This is a genomic window from Arthrobacter sp. UYCu723 (genome assembly GCF_054059215.1).
In genome coordinates, this window is sequence record NZ_JBSSBW010000003.1 from 54,455 (window position 1) to 70,579 (window position 16,125).

Annotated in this window: 12 protein-coding genes; 3 read left to right on the top strand and 9 right to left on the bottom strand. The window is 61.9% G+C overall.

Annotated features, from left to right (window positions below):
• Positions 1-3: 3 nt before the first annotated feature.
• The 7 genes from cuyA to ACVWZ8_RS23475 form a co-directional block, all read right to left on the bottom strand.
• Positions 4-1,002 (bottom strand): D-cysteate sulfo-lyase, encoded by a 999-nt coding sequence (cuyA, locus tag ACVWZ8_RS23445; protein WP_456506205.1) that lies wholly within the window; start codon positions 1,000-1,002, stop codon positions 4-6.
• A gap of 74 nt (positions 1,003-1,076) precedes the next feature.
• Positions 1,077-2,378: a histidinol dehydrogenase gene (gene hisD, locus ACVWZ8_RS23450; RefSeq protein WP_456506206.1), complete on the bottom strand. Its 1,302-nt coding sequence runs from the start codon at positions 2,376-2,378 to the stop codon at positions 1,077-1,079.
• A 27-nt stretch (positions 2,379-2,405) separates the two neighbouring features.
• Entirely contained in the window at positions 2,406-3,683 is a 1,278-nt protein-coding gene (locus ACVWZ8_RS23455; RefSeq protein WP_456506207.1) for a DegT/DnrJ/EryC1/StrS family aminotransferase, read from the bottom strand.
• A 36-nt stretch (positions 3,684-3,719) separates the two neighbouring features.
• The gene (locus tag ACVWZ8_RS23460) at positions 3,720-5,195 is read right to left on the bottom strand and encodes a Na+/H+ antiporter NhaC family protein (RefSeq protein WP_456506208.1); all 1,476 of its coding nucleotides are present in this window, start codon (positions 5,193-5,195) and stop codon (positions 3,720-3,722) included.
• A 969-nt stretch (positions 5,196-6,164) separates the two neighbouring features.
• Positions 6,165-6,932, bottom strand: coding sequence for an ABC transporter ATP-binding protein (locus tag ACVWZ8_RS23465; RefSeq protein ID WP_427008533.1), 768 nt, complete (start codon positions 6,930-6,932; stop codon positions 6,165-6,167).
• On the bottom strand, positions 6,929-7,987 hold the full coding sequence (locus ACVWZ8_RS23470; protein WP_456506209.1) for a taurine ABC transporter substrate-binding protein: 1,059 nt from the start codon (positions 7,985-7,987) through the stop codon (positions 6,929-6,931). Before ACVWZ8_RS23470 ends, ACVWZ8_RS23465 begins: the two co-directional genes overlap by 4 nt.
• A gap of 43 nt (positions 7,988-8,030) precedes the next feature.
• Positions 8,031-8,975, bottom strand: a complete 945-nt coding sequence (locus tag ACVWZ8_RS23475) for an ABC transporter permease (protein WP_456506210.1) — start codon at positions 8,973-8,975, stop codon at positions 8,031-8,033.
• Positions 8,976-9,076: 101 nt separating this feature from the next.
• Here ACVWZ8_RS23475 and ACVWZ8_RS23480 point away from each other — a divergent pair, with 101 nt between their 5' ends.
• The 3 genes from ACVWZ8_RS23480 to ACVWZ8_RS23490 all read left to right on the top strand — a co-directional run bounded on the left by ACVWZ8_RS23480 (position 9,077) and on the right by ACVWZ8_RS23490 (position 12,383).
• The gene (locus ACVWZ8_RS23480; RefSeq protein WP_456506211.1) at positions 9,077-9,775 is read left to right on the top strand and encodes a GntR family transcriptional regulator; all 699 of its coding nucleotides are present in this window, start codon (positions 9,077-9,079) and stop codon (positions 9,773-9,775) included.
• Positions 9,776-9,855: 80 nt separating this feature from the next.
• On the top strand, positions 9,856-11,427 hold the full coding sequence (locus tag ACVWZ8_RS23485; protein WP_456506212.1) for an amidase: 1,572 nt from the start codon (positions 9,856-9,858) through the stop codon (positions 11,425-11,427).
• A 473-nt stretch (positions 11,428-11,900) separates the two neighbouring features.
• Complete coding sequence (locus tag ACVWZ8_RS23490; RefSeq protein ID WP_456506213.1) at positions 11,901-12,383, top strand: MFS transporter; 483 nt, start codon at positions 11,901-11,903, stop codon at positions 12,381-12,383.
• Positions 12,384-12,445: 62 nt separating this feature from the next.
• On the opposite strand, the gene ACVWZ8_RS23495 is transcribed toward ACVWZ8_RS23490, so the two are convergent.
• The gene (locus ACVWZ8_RS23495) at positions 12,446-15,412 is read right to left on the bottom strand and encodes a Tn3 family transposase (protein WP_456506214.1); all 2,967 of its coding nucleotides are present in this window, start codon (positions 15,410-15,412) and stop codon (positions 12,446-12,448) included.
• Between the two features lie 75 nt (positions 15,413-15,487).
• The gene (locus ACVWZ8_RS23500; RefSeq protein ID WP_456506215.1) at positions 15,488-16,060 is read right to left on the bottom strand and encodes a recombinase family protein; all 573 of its coding nucleotides are present in this window, start codon (positions 16,058-16,060) and stop codon (positions 15,488-15,490) included.
• Between the last annotated feature and the right edge of the window lie 65 nt (positions 16,061-16,125).

Genomic DNA, 16,125 nt, shown 5'->3' on the forward strand with positions numbered 1-16,125 from the left:
GGATTATCCCAGTGCTTCGTTCGGGTAGGCGTACAGGGCCGGTGAGCCGCCGGTGTGGACGAACAACACGTCGCTGTCCTTGTCGAAGGCGCCCTCCCGGACCAGGCCCACGAGTCCCGCGGCGGTCTTTCCGGTGTACACCGGGTCAAGAAGAATACCTTCGGTGCGTGCAAACAGCTGGATGGCATCCGTCATTTCCCGGGTCGGCAGCGAGTACCCGGGCCCGACAAACTCGTCGCGGACCAGCACCCGGTCGGCCGGAATCTGCAGTTGAGCGCCTGCGAGCTGCGAGGTCTGGCGGGCGAGGTCCAGAATTTTGGCTTCCTGCGGGCCCTTTTCCGCCCGCACGCTGATTCCGGTAATGGGAATCCCGCTCTGGTTGCCATGGAAGCCTGCCACCAGGCCGGCGTGCGTTCCGCCGGATCCACTCGCACACACCACGTGATCGATGTCGAGTCCGGTTTCGAAGCTCTGGCTGAGGATCTCTTCTGCACAGGCCACATAGCCCAGGGCACCGAGTGCGTTGGAGCCGCCGCCGGGGACGATGTACGGCGTTCCTCCTTCGGCAATGACCTCCTGTGCCATCTGCTGCATAACGGCCATCAGGTCCGTTCCGCCCGGAACGGGGGTGATGGATTCAGCGCCCAGGAGACGGAACAGCAGGTTGTTACCGCTCGCGGTCTCGCTGTAGGACCCCTTCACCCGTTCCTCGATCAGCAGCCGGCATTTCAGACCTTCTTTAACCGCCGCCGAGAGAGTCAACCGGCAGTGGTTGGACTGCACGGCCCCCGTGGTGATGATGGTATCGGCGCCCTGGGCCAGGGCATCGGCCATCAGGAACTCGAGTTTACGGGTCTTGTTGCCGCCCGAGCTGAGGCCCAGAAGGTCATCGCGTTTGATGTGGATACGCGGTCCGCCCAGGTGCTTCGTGAGGTTGGGAAGGAACTCAAGCGGGGTGTTCCCGACGGTGTAGCGGCGGCGGGCAATCTTGGCCAGATTCATGGTGTGTCTTCTTTCTCGATCAGTTCACGGTCCCGGCGTGATGCCGGCCGCGCGGTAGGGGAGCGGGCTGTCCGCTAGAGGGCAAGCACGCTGGTGTTAAGGGGCTGGCCGGGGAAGTACTTTTCCAGCCGGGCATCTCCGGCGAGGGCATGGCCTTCCATTCCTTCGATCCGGGATATCCGCGCCGCGACACGGCCGATGCGGTCATTCGCCGCGCGCGTCATGCGCTGGTAGGTGACCGTCTTGATAAACTTCCCAACCCAGAGTCCTCCGGTGTAGCTGGCACCTCCGCGAGTGGGGAGGATGTGGTTGGGGCCGGAGGTCTTGTCGCCGTAGGTGACGGTGGTTTCCTCGCCGAGAAAGAGCGAGCCGTAGTTCTGCAGCGTCTTGAGCCACCAGTCGAGGTCGGCGGCCTGGACCTGGACGTGTTCGTTGGCGTATTCATCGGCAAGGGCCGCGGCCTCTTCGCGCGTGTCCGTAACGGCTACCTCGCCCAGGTTCTTCCACGCTGTTGCGGCGATGGAGTCTGCGGGCAGCTGCGCGATGGCCCGCGGGATGAGGTCCAGGACAGCCTGCCCCACCTGGCGGGAGGACGTAACAAGGATCGTCTGGGATTCCGCCCCGTGTTCTGCCTGGCTGATCAGGTCCACTGCCACGAGCCACGGATCGGCGGTTTCGTCCGCGATGATCAGTGATTCGGTGGGTCCGGCCACGACGTCGATTCCGACACGGCCGTACAGCAGCCGTTTGGCTTCGGCAACGAACCGGTTCCCGGGGCCCGCGAGGATGTTCACCGGTTTGTCTGTGAAGTGACCAAAGGTCATGGCGCCTATAGCCTGCACACCGCCCAGGCTCAGGATGGTGTCCGCGCCGGCGATCGACATTCCGAACAGAGTCGCGGGATGGATTCCATTCTTATCCCGGACCGGCGAACATGCGGTGACGTGGCCCACCCCGGCTGCTTTGGCCGTGGCAACACTCATCGCCGCGGATGCCAGGTGCGCGAAGCGCCCGCCGGGGACATAGCAGCCTGCTGCAGACACAGGGATCTGACGCTGTCCCACAATCAAACCCGGGTGGGATTCGAACTCGAACTCCTGCAGGCTTTGGCGCTGACGCTGGGCGAATTCACGAACCTGCTTCTGCGCGAAGCGGATATCATCTTTCACCGTCTCGGGCAGGGCCTTTTCGGCCGCGGCGATTTCATCGGGGCTGACGATGAAACTTGCCGGATTCCAGGAATCCAGTTTCTGAGAGTATTCCCTGGTGGCCGCCTCACCTTCGGTTTCCATCCGGCCCAGCATTTCCTGCACGGTCCGGGTGGTCTCGGAAAGGTCCGGCAACATCGCGGGCTGGTCCGCGCTTGAGGTATTCAATGGGCATAATTCACTCCTGATCTTTGATTACGGTCGGTTTGTTGGCACGGACAGGGCGTGGTCCCCGGTGCTGGTCGCCTGACGCAGTGCATAGGTGATGATCTGTGCCGCCTGGCGGCAGTGCTTTTCCTCCATCGCGGGCGGGATCCGCATGTCGCAGAGTGTGGCCAGCAGCTTTTCGGTTTGTGGCAGGGTTCCGGCCCCCGCCACGTATTCCCACTGCGAGGGTCTGCTGGTGAAGCCTTCCATCCGGGGTCCCCCGAACCATTTCAGGCCCAGCCCGTGCCCGTGACAGATGCCGACGAACTCAGCGATCTGCTCCCCGCTGAGGCCGGGGAGACAGAACTGCAGCGAACTTCCGATGAACTGTTCCTTGGGTACGCGTTCGATAACGTGGACGCCGTCAATGGAACGCAACAGTTGCTCCAGGCGCCGGTAGGAGGCAGTCATGCGGTCGGCGCGGTCCGGGAGCAGCTCCAGTTGGGGGAGTGCCAGCGCTGCTGCCAGGGCGCTCAGGCGGAGGCTGTAGTTCGGGATCCGGCCCCGGAGTTTTTCGAAAGCGGACTCAGGCGGACGGGCAGCATGCTGCCCGTAGAGCATGTAGCTGCCGGAATGGAGTATGGCCCGGGCAGCGAGCTCTTCGTCGTCGGTGACGATGATTCCGCCTTCCCCGGAGTTGATGTGCTTGAACGTCTGAAGGCTGAAGCATGCCGCTGTTCCGAAGGTGCCGGTGGGTTTCCCGTCCCAGGAAGCTCCCAGGGTGTGCGCGCAGTCCTCGACCAGCGTGATGCCGTACTTTGCGCAGATGCCCGCCACCTCGTCCATGTCGGATATGTGTCCGCGCATGTGGGACAGCAACAGCGTGCGCGCCCCGGAAGCCAGAGCTTTGCCGACGAAGTCCTGCAGGTCTATGGTGCAGTTGTCCGTCACCTCGACAAGCACCGGCACAGCGCCGGCGTGCTCGATGGCGCCCGGAACGGGAGCCAGCGTGTAGCCGTTGACCAGGACTTTGTCCCCGGGCCGGACCCCTGATGACCTCAGGGCAAGGAAAAGGGCCGCGCCGCACGAGTTCACCCCGACCGCGAATTTTCGGCCCAGCAGATCAGCGAAGCGCTGTTCCAACTCAGCGGCGTCATTGAGTTCTCCCGGGGCGGTTTCCCCGTACCGGAACAACCGCCCCGAACGCATCAGCTCGGTGGCCCGGTCGATACTTTGCTGCGGCATCGGTTCGGGTTGGGTCAGGTCCAGATCAAATCTGGGAACCACATCGATGTTGTCCACGTGGGTGAGAGCCTTTCCGGTCAACTGGATATCTGAAGCGTGGCCTTGACGGCTGCCTGGCTACATTTCCGGGATGCCATCGGTCGCCGAGGCATATTTTCGGTTCCAGCCGGTCAGGATGGAAATCAGCAGAACCACGATAAGCGCCCAGGCATAGGGGTTCAGGAAAGCGGATGCAATGGAAATCATCGGCAGTCCGTACTGCGTGGCCGTGGCCAAAACCGTTGCATACCAGATGATGACCGCGTTATGCCAGGGCAGCATATAGAAGACCGTATTGGCGCTGCAGTCCATCAGGTTAGCGATTCTGGCCGGCGCCAGATTGTGGCGTACCCCCAGCGGCCGGCCGATGGTCGGACCAACCAGGAGGATGGCGGGGGCGTTGGCGCCGAGCGGCACCGTGAACAGCATGGTGATGCCGGCAATCGCAAGCTCGGCGCTCCTGACCCCACGGGTAGCGTGGGCCTCGAGCCTCTGCAGGATTTGCGTCATGAATCCGCTGTCAGCAAGCACCTGCGCCAACGCCAGGATGAACAGGACCAGCACAATAGCCCCGGTTATGCCAGCGATGCCGTCCTGAATGAGTCCGGTCGACCCGCCTCGTTTCTCGGGGATGGAGAAGATGTCCGTCACCTTCAGCAGGCCTGTGGCCGTGCCGATGACCGTGGCGCTCAGGCTGCCCCACATCAGCGCAATAATGATGTGGTGCCGGCGCATGGCGAGATAAATAACAATCCCGAAGGGAACAAGCATGAGCAGCCCCCACGGATTTGCCACCACATCGATGCGGTTGCTCGCGACTTCCCCGCCCCCGCCGAAGATGGCCAGCACCACCACTGTCACCGCAGCCGAGATGAGGGACAGCGGCAGCCTGGACCTCACCACGTCAGCCATGGTCGCCTTTGCCGTGTAGGCCGAGCTAATCGTGGTGTCCGAAATCGGGGCGATGTTATCCCCGAACGCGCCGCCGGCGATGACCGCCACAGCCAACATGGTCGGATCCGCACCGAGGGCAACTCCAGTCGGATACAGCACGGGGATCAAGGCCAGGACCGCACCGACACTGCTTCCCGTTCCGGCCGAGAAGACGCAGGAGAGAAAGAATGCCAGCACGGTGAACAGTGCCCCTTGCAGACCGGCAGAGACTCCCAGCCATAACAGCCCGTTGACCAATCCGCCGCCCGCCAACAGACTGCCGAAAACGCCCGCGAAAATGTAGGCCGTAACGATGACCGCACCCGTGCTGTCCGACAGCCCGCGGATAAGAGATTCCGCAAAGGCCCGCGGTGTCCGGGTGAGGAGCAACCCCACGACGATGGCCGCGAAGCCTCCGACCCAGAAACTGGAAAGGTTAGCCCGCTCAGCGGCGGACAGCCAGACCAAAACCCCGACCAAAACCAGCGCCGGAACGAGCGCCATCTTCGGGCCCCCGAACATCCGGATCCGCGGCTCAGCAGCCCGGTTCAAGCTCTGCTCGGGCACATCAATACTGCTAGGGGGTGCAATTGCTACCCCATCACGCGAAGGATTGCTCATAGCCAAGTCCTATCCATGGATTCAAACTTTAGATTTTTGATTTTTGATTGAAAACAAGCCTTACATGCTTCACCCGGACGGTCAAGAGTGACAGGCTGAATCTTGTGAATAAGACTTTCGAGGGACGGGCTCGCCAGTGTGGATGCGGACGCTGTGCGCGGCGGCGAGCTGGTCAGCGTGGCGCACACGCAGATCCGTTAGTTGAGTCTCTCAGGCGACTTGGTGCCGGTGATACTGTCACGGCTCGGCCGCCGATCGCACGCCTGGGTCTCTCGGCCGCACCCATTCGGACAGCCTGCGCCTCTGTTGATTGCCCAGACCGGCTGGAATCCCACGACCACCGCGGATTCTTCGTTCCGTCACTGCCCGGCGGATCCCAGGGACCGTAGCATCGTCGCGGAACTGGGCAAGCCCATCCACGGTCAGCCGTGGGGTTCGGCGAAACCGGCTACAGGCGGTCCCCCGGCCCCTTCCACACGTCGCGCACAAGCAGGCCACGGCACTACGCCGCCAGCCCGGGCGGGGCAAAATCGCGGCGAATGATCAGCTCCGTGCGTTCATCCGGGGGCATTTGGATCTGCAGTGGAGCCCGCGGCAGATATACACCCGCAACGGTGGGGTTGGGGGCGATCGGCGGATGGATTTTCGTACCGGGCCTTCGGGGACTCAATAAATGTAACGGGGAGAAGATCCTGGCGCCCGGGTGAGGCCCGGAGCCTTGTTCAGGTCCCACTTGTTCACCGCCGGCGGCCGGCATTAGGGCCGGTATGAGGGCCGGGGAAGCGACCAACTTCCCCGGCCGGTGAAGAGCCCGGCCGTGGCAAGCGGGCCAGCCAGTAGGCTTTTGCATCGAAAGGGTGCTCCTTCGCCGGGCAAGATATTGGTCTCGGCAACCAAAGTTTCCCAGCTCAGAGCACCCTCTCCCGGCATAGAAACACGCCTTCCGTGCCAGTCCGATTAAAATCCCGACTAGTGGATGGCTTCGTGAACTTCCTGGCACAGCGCGTGGTATTCCGGCAAAGTTCGTATCTTCTCGGCGTCGATGTACTCGCCGGGCGGTGAGAACACGGACGATTTATCGAGCACCACGCGTCCGGGCCGCGGACTCATGACCATGACCCGGGTTCCAAGGAAGACCGCTTCCTCGACGCTGTGGGTTATGAAGACGATTGTCTTACCGGTACGCCGCCATATCCCGATGAGTTCATTTTGCAGGCGCTCCCTGGTCAATGCGTCCAACGCCCCGAAAGGCTCGTCCATCAGAACAATGTCGGGATCGTTGGTGAGCACGCGCGCAATCTGGCAGCGCTGCTGCATGCCGCCGGAGAGTTCATAGGGACGGAGGCCCGTAACATCACTGAGTCCGACCATTTCGATGTAGCGCTCAGCGTCGGCCCGACGTTTAGCCGGGTCGATCCGGCGCAGTTTTGGCCCAAGCTCCACGTTGCGCTGCACGTCCAGCCAGGGGTACAAGGTGGGCTGTTGGAAGACCATTCCGCGATCAGCGCCCGGGCGGTCCACGCGCTTACCGTTCATGGTGATTGAGCCGCTTGTCGGCTGCATGAACCCGGCGAGGAGGCGCAAAAAGGTGGTCTTGCCGCACCCTGAGGGTCCGGCCAGGCAGAGGAATTCCCCGGGCTCTATCGTCAGGTCGAGACGATCAATCGCCTTCACGCGCTGGCCGCCCTTGCCCGTGAAGGAGTGGGTCAGTCCTGTTATTTCGACAGCGTGGCTCATCGCGCCGTCTTGGCAAAGCTGCTGTCCACCGCGTCAGCGTAGACCTCTGGGGCGCTTACGGCCTGGATGGAGCCCTGTGTGAGAAGGAAGTCCGCTGTGGCTGCGAGGTCCTTACCCAGCTTTTTGCCCATCGCGTCATCGGCAATCTGCTCGGTTGCCCGCAGATACCTGAATCCGGTGAATTGCTTTACAGCATCCTTGGGGTTGATGCCCAATTCAACGGCAATGCTCTGCGCAGCCTTGTCGGGGTTTTCGCTGATCATCTTGACGGCGTAGTCCTGGGCCTTCGTCCACTGCCTCATGACCTCCGGGTTCTCCTTTACGAAGGCAGTGCGAGCGGTGCCCAGGTCATAGGTCGCCGTTCCGGCCGTGGCGACCTTCCCGTTGTCGGAGATCAAATGGCCGGTGGCACCGAGTTCGTCGAGAACGGGGCTCCATACCCAGGCGGCATCAATCTGGCCGCCTTGCCACGCCGCCGTCATCTGCGCCGGCGAAAGATTGACCAGCTTGACGTCGTTTCGGGAGTCAATCCCGGCTTGCTTGAGCGCCTGTAGCAGCGCGAAGTGTGACGTGGAGCTGAACGGTACAGCAATCGTTTTGCCTTTCAGCTCGCTCACAGACTTGATTGCGTCATCGTGCACGACCAGCGATTCGGCGTTGCCGATGACGTCGAACATCCACACGACCGAGATGGGCATCTTCAGCGGCTCAGAGAGCGCCATCGTCACCGGGGACGAGCCGATGTATCCAACGTCGATGCTGTTTGCCCCATACGCTTGGAGCACGTCGGCGCCGGAGGTGAAGACCGACCATTTGATCGTGGCGTTCGGCATGCATGCCTCCAGAATGCCCTGGTCCTTCACAATTGGATCACCATTGGGCACCTTCTGATAGGCGATTCGCACGGTGCCCTTCACAGAGTCGTCTGCTGTCCAGGGGCACTTGGAGTTTCCCGCGGCGGGGGCAGTAGTGCGGCCCGTCTCCACGCAGCCGGTGAGCGCGAGTATGAGCACAGTGCTCGATATCAGGATTTTTTTCGACCAAACGGTTTTCATGAACGGCTCCTCAAGATAATTATCGGTGGGTGGAATGGACAGGTCATACGTGGCCGCGCCAGGGAACCAGGAGGCGCTCGGTGAGTTTGAGGGCGCCGTCCAGTGCTACCGCTGTCACGCCGATGACGATGATGCATGCAATTGTCAAAGGAGTCTGGAGTTCGGTACCGGATAGATAAGCCAGTCCGCCGATGCCGGGGATCCCGTTGCTGAGTTCGGCGGCAACGACTGTCGTCCAGGCGAAGGCGACCGCGATGCGGATACCTGTCAGGACCTCTGGCAGGGCGGACGGGACGATTACATGGAACACCGACTGCCAGCGGGAGGCTCCGAGGGACAAGGCCGCATTGATTTGGTCCTCTTTGATGCCGCGCACCCCGCTGATCGTGGCCACTGCGATCGGTGGAAATGCGGCCAGGAACAGCAGCCAGTTTTTTGACGTGTCGCCGATGCCAAACCAAACGATCAGGATCCCGATGTAGCCAAGGGGTGGAAGAGCACGCAGATAGTTCAGGTATGGCTCGATGACGATGCTGATTTGCCGGACGGTCGACATGAGCAGGCCAAGCGCGATGCCGAACACGATGGCTGCACCCACGCCGATGCCAATGCGTTGCAAACTGGCAATCAGGTGTTCCCACAGGTAGTAGTTCTGCGCTCCGCGCACCATGCGGTCGATGCCGGGCGCAATATTGTGGTCCGTGTTGGCTTCGACAAAGGCGTTCCATACCGCACCGGGAGAGGGAAGGAACAGCGGACGAACAAGTTGCAGCGAAGTCACCAGCCACCACAGGAATACGCCCACCAACAAGGTGATACTGCGTATGACCCATGAACGGCCGAGAATAGCGCCAATCCGTTTCGAAGGGCTGGGAAGCCCCGGCGGCGTGGACAGGGCTGGTTCTCCGCCCAGTGCCGCCCCTGCTTTATCGTTGTGAATCACAGAGGCGGTCGCACTCGATACCGCGTCGCTCGAACGGTCGCTCATAGCCAACTCCTACCTGGATTCTGACCTAAAATTTTTGATTTTTGATTGAAAACAAGCCTCACATGCTTCAATCCGGGGGTCAAGAGTGATAGCTTGACTTTGTGAATAAGACTTTCGAGGACGGGCGTGCCAGCATGGATGTGGACGCTGTACGCGGCGACGGATTGGTCAGCGTGGCGCATACGGAGATTCGTAAGTTGATTCTCTCAGGCGACCTGTTGCCGGGCGACCGGGTTACTGTTCGGCCGCTGATCGAGCGCCTGGGGCTCTCGGCCACGCCGATTCGAACAGCTCTCGCCACTCTTGAGCGCCAGGGTCTGCTGGAATCCCACGACCACCGTGGATTCTTCGTTCCGTTGCTGAGTGTTGATGACCTGATGGAGATCTACGAACTCCGGGAGGCACTCGAAGTAATAGCGAGCCGCCGGGCCGCGCAATCCTCTTCGCGTCTTGAACTTGCCGACGACATGGACCAACTGCTGGAAGAACAGCGCGCGGCCGTCGCTGCCGGAGATTTATCCGGTTATGTGGAGCTGGATGTCAGATTCCACCAGCTGATGTGGCTTGGTTCCGGAAACAAACGGTTGGTAGGCGTGGCCGATAACCTCTTTGGCCAGATGCGCATAGGAAATAACATTTCTGCACGCGTACCGGGGCGTCCGGAAGCATCGCTCAGCGAGCATGAAGCCATCGTCGATGCGCTTCGGGCCGGGGACCCGCGCGCTGCTGAAAAAGCAGTTCGATTCCATATCCGCACGGCAGGAAAGGCCCTGTCTCAACTTATGGATCGTAACTCCTAAGCCCCCAGGGGCGAGATTACCCTCCTCATAACCCGGCACCGTGTGCGCGGTACCGGTGCCCCAGAGAGAGTTCATCCATTGTGAACAACGAAGAACTGACATGCATCGCGGCCGGCTTCGGGGTGGATGGAACCGGCCGTATGGACATTTGGCGTGAGCGCATCAGCCAAGACCATCCGGTGCTTGAAAGTGTCCGAGGGTTGGCGCCGGTCTCCACAAGCCCGCCAGACTACGTACGGCGTCCGTTAAGCAATGGAGATCGCGAAGGCGCACTGGAGCAAACCGGAGCCTCCCACACCTGGGACCGGGCCGAGGGAGAATCGATCGCTGAACGGGTAGAGGCGACGTTGGCTCGAATCGAGGTACACGCTGATCTCAACGCCTTCACCCGGATCTTTTTCAGGGAAGCTTTGGCCGATGCCCGTTTGCTGGACGCCAGCCTCGCCCGGGGACAAACCATCGGTCCTCTTGGCGGTGCGATAGTAGCCGTCAAGGACATCATGGGGGTCCGTGGTTCACGGATTTCCGCGGGGACAGCGGCCCTGCGGTCCGAGAACGGGAAGGATTCGCTCGTCGTGTCCCGCCTGCGCGCCGCTGGCGGGATCATCATCGGTGCCTCGAATCTCCATGCGCTGGCCTACGGCCCGTTCAGCACAAGCAGCGATTTCGGGCCCGTACGCAACCCGCTGAACGAGGCAGCAGTGGCCGGTGGCTCAAGCGGCGGATCCGCAGCAGCAGTGGCCGCAGGCTTGGCCGACATAGCCGTAGGAACCGATACGGCCGGGTCCATTCGCATGCCCGCCGCGCTGTGCGGTGTCGTAGGTGTGAAACCCACGTATTCGACAGTGCCCTCCAAAGGGACGCAGCCCCTGGCTCCCAGCCTCGACCACATCGGCCCGCTGACCCGGACAATCGCGGACGCACAAGCTGCCCTGAATGCCATGCGTGGCTTCGACGGAAAAGAAATCAAGGTCGCCGATGGCATTCAATTCAGCGAAAGTCCGCTCACGGGCGTAACGATCGGGCTCGCCGACTCCTACGTAGAGGGCTTGCTGACCCCACCGATCCGCGCAGCCTTCGAGCAGGCCAAGGGACTTGTGCGCGAACTGGGTGCACGTCTCACGCGGATCCACCTGCCCACTCTGGCAGCGGCGCCGGGGATCATGCTGTGCACCCTGGGACCCGAGGCTCTCCACACGTTCAAAGACCTGCTCAGAGAGCGGGCCAGCATGCTCCCCCAGGATGTCCGCCTGAGGCTGGAGGCGGGAATGTTCATCACAGCAGCAGACTACGCGCACTGCCAGCTGCTGCGTCAGGACCTTCACCACGAGGTCGAAACCGCTTTCGACCAAGTAGATGTCATTATGACTCCAACGATGCCCATTACAGCTCCGCTGCTTAGCGAGATAGACGGAAACTCGGACGACGAGGGCCCGAACCGCTTGCGTGGAAGTATGAACGCCCTTACCCTGCCGTTCAACCTCACGGGGAATCCGGCCCTCAGTCTTCCGTTCCTGCTTGATGAACGCGGGGCCGGCATCGGAATGCAACTCGTCGGCGCCCGGTACGCAGATTCTCGCCTACTGATGCTGGCTTCCATTATCGAAGCAAATATGGGCGCGCTCCGGAGCGCTCCATCCTATGGCTCCTAAACGCGCGCCTGTGGCATTCCGGGTCCTGCGCCGTAAACTATTCGCGCACATTTACGGCACTATCCGGGGCACGAGTACGGGCACGGGCGAGGTCTTTCGTGACCGGATCATCTTGATGGAGAAGAGCAAAGCCGTGGCACGGCTCACCCAGCCATCAGCCTGCGTCACAGAGTATGAGGCGCAGGAGCCAACGGCTCTGTGCCCTCCGGTAGGAGAAAGCGAGGAGTCCCGGGGCAACTCCGCCCGGCATGCGTCCTTGGCAGGGTTTCAAGGGCCATTCCACAAGTTGAGAGAGCAAGGAACCGTGGCAGAAGTTTATGGCAGCCCGAAGGCGGAGTCCGCAGGAGCTGCCCGCCTCGGATGCGGGTGCTTCGGACCTGAGCCTGGGCTCAGTCCTTGGGTACTCGAAAGGGACCCGGGAGGGACGGTGGCTGCTGCTATGTCCCGCCCCAAGTCCTCCATAAGGAAAACGTATGCTGTCCCAACTGAAATTACCTGCGAGAAAAAACCCAGGTACCCGCCGCGGCCTCAGAACTAATTCAACATCGGCCGCCTCTAAGCGGCATCATTTACTCGTAGCTGTTTGCCTGGCAACGTCCTTGCTAGGAGTTGATCCTCAACTGCACGTATTGGCTATGCTGATTATCAGCGAGGTCTTCCGGGTAGGTTCGGCCGACAAGGCCGTCCTACATTCACTGGCGACGGTGGTGCTGGCCGTCACGATGTTGGGGGCTGGCCGCTGGAGCCAACGTTGGGGCCTGCGCAGAGCCGCGGTGCTTGGCGCGGCGGCGCTGACCAGCTCCAGCCTGTTAAGCGCACTTGCCTGGGACATGCCGTCCCTGGCAACCGGCCGACTCGTAACAGGCGCGGCAACAGCCGTGCTCTTCGCGGCCGGATTAGCTGTGCTCGCGGGCAATTACAGGGGGCGGGCGCTGACGATCGCGTGCTCCATATAGCTCGCCTGGGATGCGGCCGCGATCCTTATGGGGTGGCTTGTGAAAAAGTAAAATATCCGACGCTAAGGTTTAGACGAGCGCCGCAGCGGCCTGTATTTACCGGCCTTGATCCGGTTGGCGCGTGGCCAGGTGTAGTCACCGGTGAGGTTGATGTGTTCCCATCCCAGGGGTGAGAGGAACCGCAACAGCTCAGGGTCAGTGGTGTTGCCCTCCTTATCCAAGGTCGCTATGGTGCGGTCGAGGTAGACCGTGTTCCAGAGAACGATGGCCGCGGTGAGAAGATTCAGCCCCGAAGCCCGGTAGCGCTGCTGCTCGAAGGACCGGTCACGGATCTCCCCGAGCCGGTTGAAGAACACCGCCGGGGCCAGGGTGTTCCGGGCCTCGCCCTTGTTCAGTTCGGCCGTCACCTTGCGGCGCAAGCCGGGATCCTGGAGCCAATCCAGCAGGAAGAGGGTCCGTTCCAGTTTTCCCAGTTCCCGGAGTGCAGTGGCGAGTCCGTTTTGGCGCGGGTAGGCGCCGAGCTTGCGCATCATCAAGGATGCGGTCACGGTGCCGGTCTTGATCGATGCGGCCAGCCGAAGGATCTCGTCCCAGTGTGCGGTGATAGTTTTCGTGTTGATGGTGCCGCCGATCAGCGGAGTCAACGTCGAGAGTTCGGCGTTGTTGGTGGATGTGTAGAGGCGGGTATCGCCGATGTTGCGGATCCGGGGCGCAAACCGGTAGCCGAGCAGCTGCATCAGGGCAAAGAGATGGTCGGTGAACCCGGCCGTATCGGTGTAATGCTCCTGGATCGCCAAGTCGGACTCGTGATACAGCAGCCCATCCAAGACGTACGTCGCGTCTCGGTCACCGACGTTGATGAGTTTGCTGTGGAAGGGTGAGTACTGGTCCGAGACATGTGTGTAGATGAGCCGTCCGGGCTCGGCCCCGTATTTGGGGTTCACATGCCCGGTGGATTCGGCGTGGCTTCCGGCACGGAAGCGCTGCCCGTCCGAGGATGAGGTGGTGCCATCGCCCCAGTGCGCTGCGAAGGGATGTGTGTGCTGGGCGTTGACCAGTTCCGCCAATGCGGCGCTGTAGGTTTCATCCCGGATATGGGATGCCTGCTGGCGGTCCAATTGGGCGTAGGTGACACCGGTGCATGACTCGGACATCTTCGTCAGTCCAAGGTTGATTCCATCGGCCAGGATCGCAGTGAGCAGGAGTTGCTTGTCCTTGGAGGGTTGGCCGGACTTGAGGTTGGTGAAGTGGCGGGTGAACCCTGTCCACCCATCAACTTCCATTAACAGGTCGGTGATCCGGATCCGCGGGAACATGGCACTGGCCTGGTCGATCAAGGGCTGGGCGTGTTCTGGCACGATCGTCTCGAGCGGGGTGATTTTCACGCCGTTGGCGGTGATCAGCACCCCGGGCAGTTCGTCGCGGGATGCCAGGCCGTTGACCTGGTGCAGCCGTTCACTGAGCAGGGCAAGACGATCCTGGAGATAGCGTTCGCCGCCGTCTGTCGTGACCAGGGGAAGGTTCCCGACGTCCTTCATGGCCGTGTAGTCAGGGCCGGCCAGAAGATAGTCATCGAAGTCGCGGAACTGGCGGGAACCGGTGACCCACATGTCTCCGGACCGAAGCGCATTCTTGAGTTCCGTGAGGGCGCAGAACTCGTAGAATCCCCGGTCGGTGCCGGTCCCGGTGAAGACCAGCGGCTTCCACCGGGACCGGATGAACGAAGTGGGTGCATCGTCCGGGATCTTTCGGGCGCCGGTGGCGTTCAGGGTTCGGATGACCTTGATGGCGGCCAGTAGGTCTTGTGCGGCGGGGGCTGCCTGGAGGTCAAGGACGGCAAGGAACGCCGGGGTGTAGCGGCGCAGCGTGGTGAAGTGGGCGCTGACGAGGGCGAGGTGGTCCTCATTGGCCGGGCGTGTCAGTTCCTTGGCTTGGGCGATGCTTTCGGCCAAGGAGTCCCAGCCGATGGCTGTGTCGATCGCGGCGAAGGGATCCTCGCCGGTTTCCCTGGCCTCAATCAGGGCATCACCGAGCTTGGAGTGCAGGCGCATCATGGCTGCGACGGTGGCGCGGGAGGCCAGGGTGTTCTGGTTTTGCTTGTTCTGGGCGGTACGGATGATCCGGCCAATGATCCGGTCGTGCAGCGCGATGATTTCGTCCGTGACGGCAGCCATGCTTTCCACGGACATGGCAAAGAGGGTTGCGTACCGGCGTCCGGGCTCGAACTTGGCAAGGTCTGCCGCGGTCATGGCTGCGCCCTCGCGGGCCAACTTCAGCAACCTGTTCCGGTGCACCAGTTTGCCGGCGGCCCAGGGAAGGCCAAGGGCGCGCCAGGTCGTGAGCCGGGTGATGTGCTCATTCATGGCCCTGGCGTTGGGGCGTAGCGGGGCCTGCCGCAGCCAGCCGATTTCAGTCAATGGACCATCTGGGCGGCGAAGCAGCAAACCGTCCAGACGCCGCCGGTGTTCCGATGAGAGTTGGCCGCATAAGGTGGCGTGGATTCGCCGGTTCGCCCGGGTCAGGGCCTGCGCGCAGGCCCTTTCAATGATCCCCACCCCGGGCGAGGCAACCCTCCTTGAGTGCAGGAAGTCCCGCGCTGCTTCGACCAGGAGCAGGCCCTTGTCTGTTTGCGCGGCCACCTCGGCCATGTGCTCCACGAGCTGGCGGAAGTCCGTGATTCCGAACGGGGACATGCCCAGATATGCACGGATTTCCCGTCCGTGTTCCTGCCGCGTTTCCTCACGTGTTCCATAGTCGCCCCAGGTCTCGGGCGGGATATCCAGCCGGGAGGCCAGCCAAGTAACCAGTTCCGGAGGTATCTCGGTGTCTTCGGCCAGCGTGATTCCCGGGTGCCTCAGCAGGCACAGTTGGATAACGAAACCCAGCCGGTTGGCATCTCCGCGTCGTTGCCGAACCAATGACATGTCCGCCTCGCTGAGTGTGTAGCGGGCTACCAAGTCCTCTTCATTGGTGGGCACTGTCAGGATCTGGCTGCGTTCGGCAGCGGTGAGCAAAGAACGCAGGGCCATTTATGAAGTCCTTCTTAGTTGGATGACTGTGACCTACGGACGTGCCGTAGCGCTGTGATGCGCAAGGTCTGCCCTCTATGGTTTGGCCAGATGCCGGTAGATGGTAGGCCTGGTGACGCCGAATTCCTGGGCGATGTGCTCGACGGTGTGGGCCCGTTTCCCGTCGGCGTCCTTTTCTTCATACATTTCGCGGGCCAGCTTGACCTGGCGCGGACCGAGTTTTGGTTTCTGCCCGCCGGTCCGTCCGCGAGCCCGGGCTGCGGCGAGCCCGTCACGGGTCCGTTCGGACATCAGTGCGTGTTCGAACTCGGCGATCGAGCCGATGATCTGGAAGAACATCCGCCCGGCGGGTGTGGATGTGTCGATGCCCTGGTCCAGGACCACCAGGTCCACGCCGCGCTCCTGCAGCGTCTTGGATAGCTCGATGAGGTTTTCCAGCGACCGCCCGAGCCGGTCGAGTTTGGTGACGACCAGCTGGTCGCCGGACCGGTTGGCCGAGAGCAGCGCCTTGTCGAGTTCGGGCCTGCGGGCGAGTTTTCCCGAGGCGGTGTCGAGGAACATCTGCTCGCAGCCGGCCGCGCGCAGGGCGTCGTGTTGTGCTTCGGGGTGCTGATCGCGTGTTGAGACACGCCCGTATCCGATTCGCATGACCAAAATGTATCACTAACCGGGTTGGACGTTACATTGCCGCGTACACGGGAATCGTTACAAAA

What these genes read in the sequence shown, in the direction of transcription:
- ACVWZ8_RS23465 (WP_427008533.1), bottom strand. Translation starts at nt 6,932, where the DNA reads ATGAGCCACGCTGTCGAAATAACAGGACTGACCCACTCCTTCACGGGC.
- ACVWZ8_RS23460 (WP_456506208.1), bottom strand. Translation starts at nt 5,195, where the DNA reads ATGAGCAATCCTTCGCGTGATGGGGTAGCAATTGCACCCCCTAGCAGT.
- ACVWZ8_RS23470 (WP_456506209.1), bottom strand. Translation starts at nt 7,987, where the DNA reads ATGAAAACCGTTTGGTCGAAAAAAATCCTGATATCGAGCACTGTGCTC.
- ACVWZ8_RS23490 (WP_456506213.1), top strand. Translation starts at nt 11,901, where the DNA reads ATGCTGTCCCAACTGAAATTACCTGCGAGAAAAAACCCAGGTACCCGC.
- ACVWZ8_RS23500 (WP_456506215.1), bottom strand. Translation starts at nt 16,060, where the DNA reads ATGCGAATCGGATACGGGCGTGTCTCAACACGCGATCAGCACCCCGAA.
- cuyA (WP_456506205.1), bottom strand. Translation starts at nt 1,002, where the DNA reads ATGAATCTGGCCAAGATTGCCCGCCGCCGCTACACCGTCGGGAACACC.
- ACVWZ8_RS23475 (WP_456506210.1), bottom strand. Translation starts at nt 8,975, where the DNA reads ATGAGCGACCGTTCGAGCGACGCGGTATCGAGTGCGACCGCCTCTGTG.
- ACVWZ8_RS23495 (WP_456506214.1), bottom strand. Translation starts at nt 15,412, where the DNA reads ATGGCCCTGCGTTCTTTGCTCACCGCTGCCGAACGCAGCCAGATCCTG.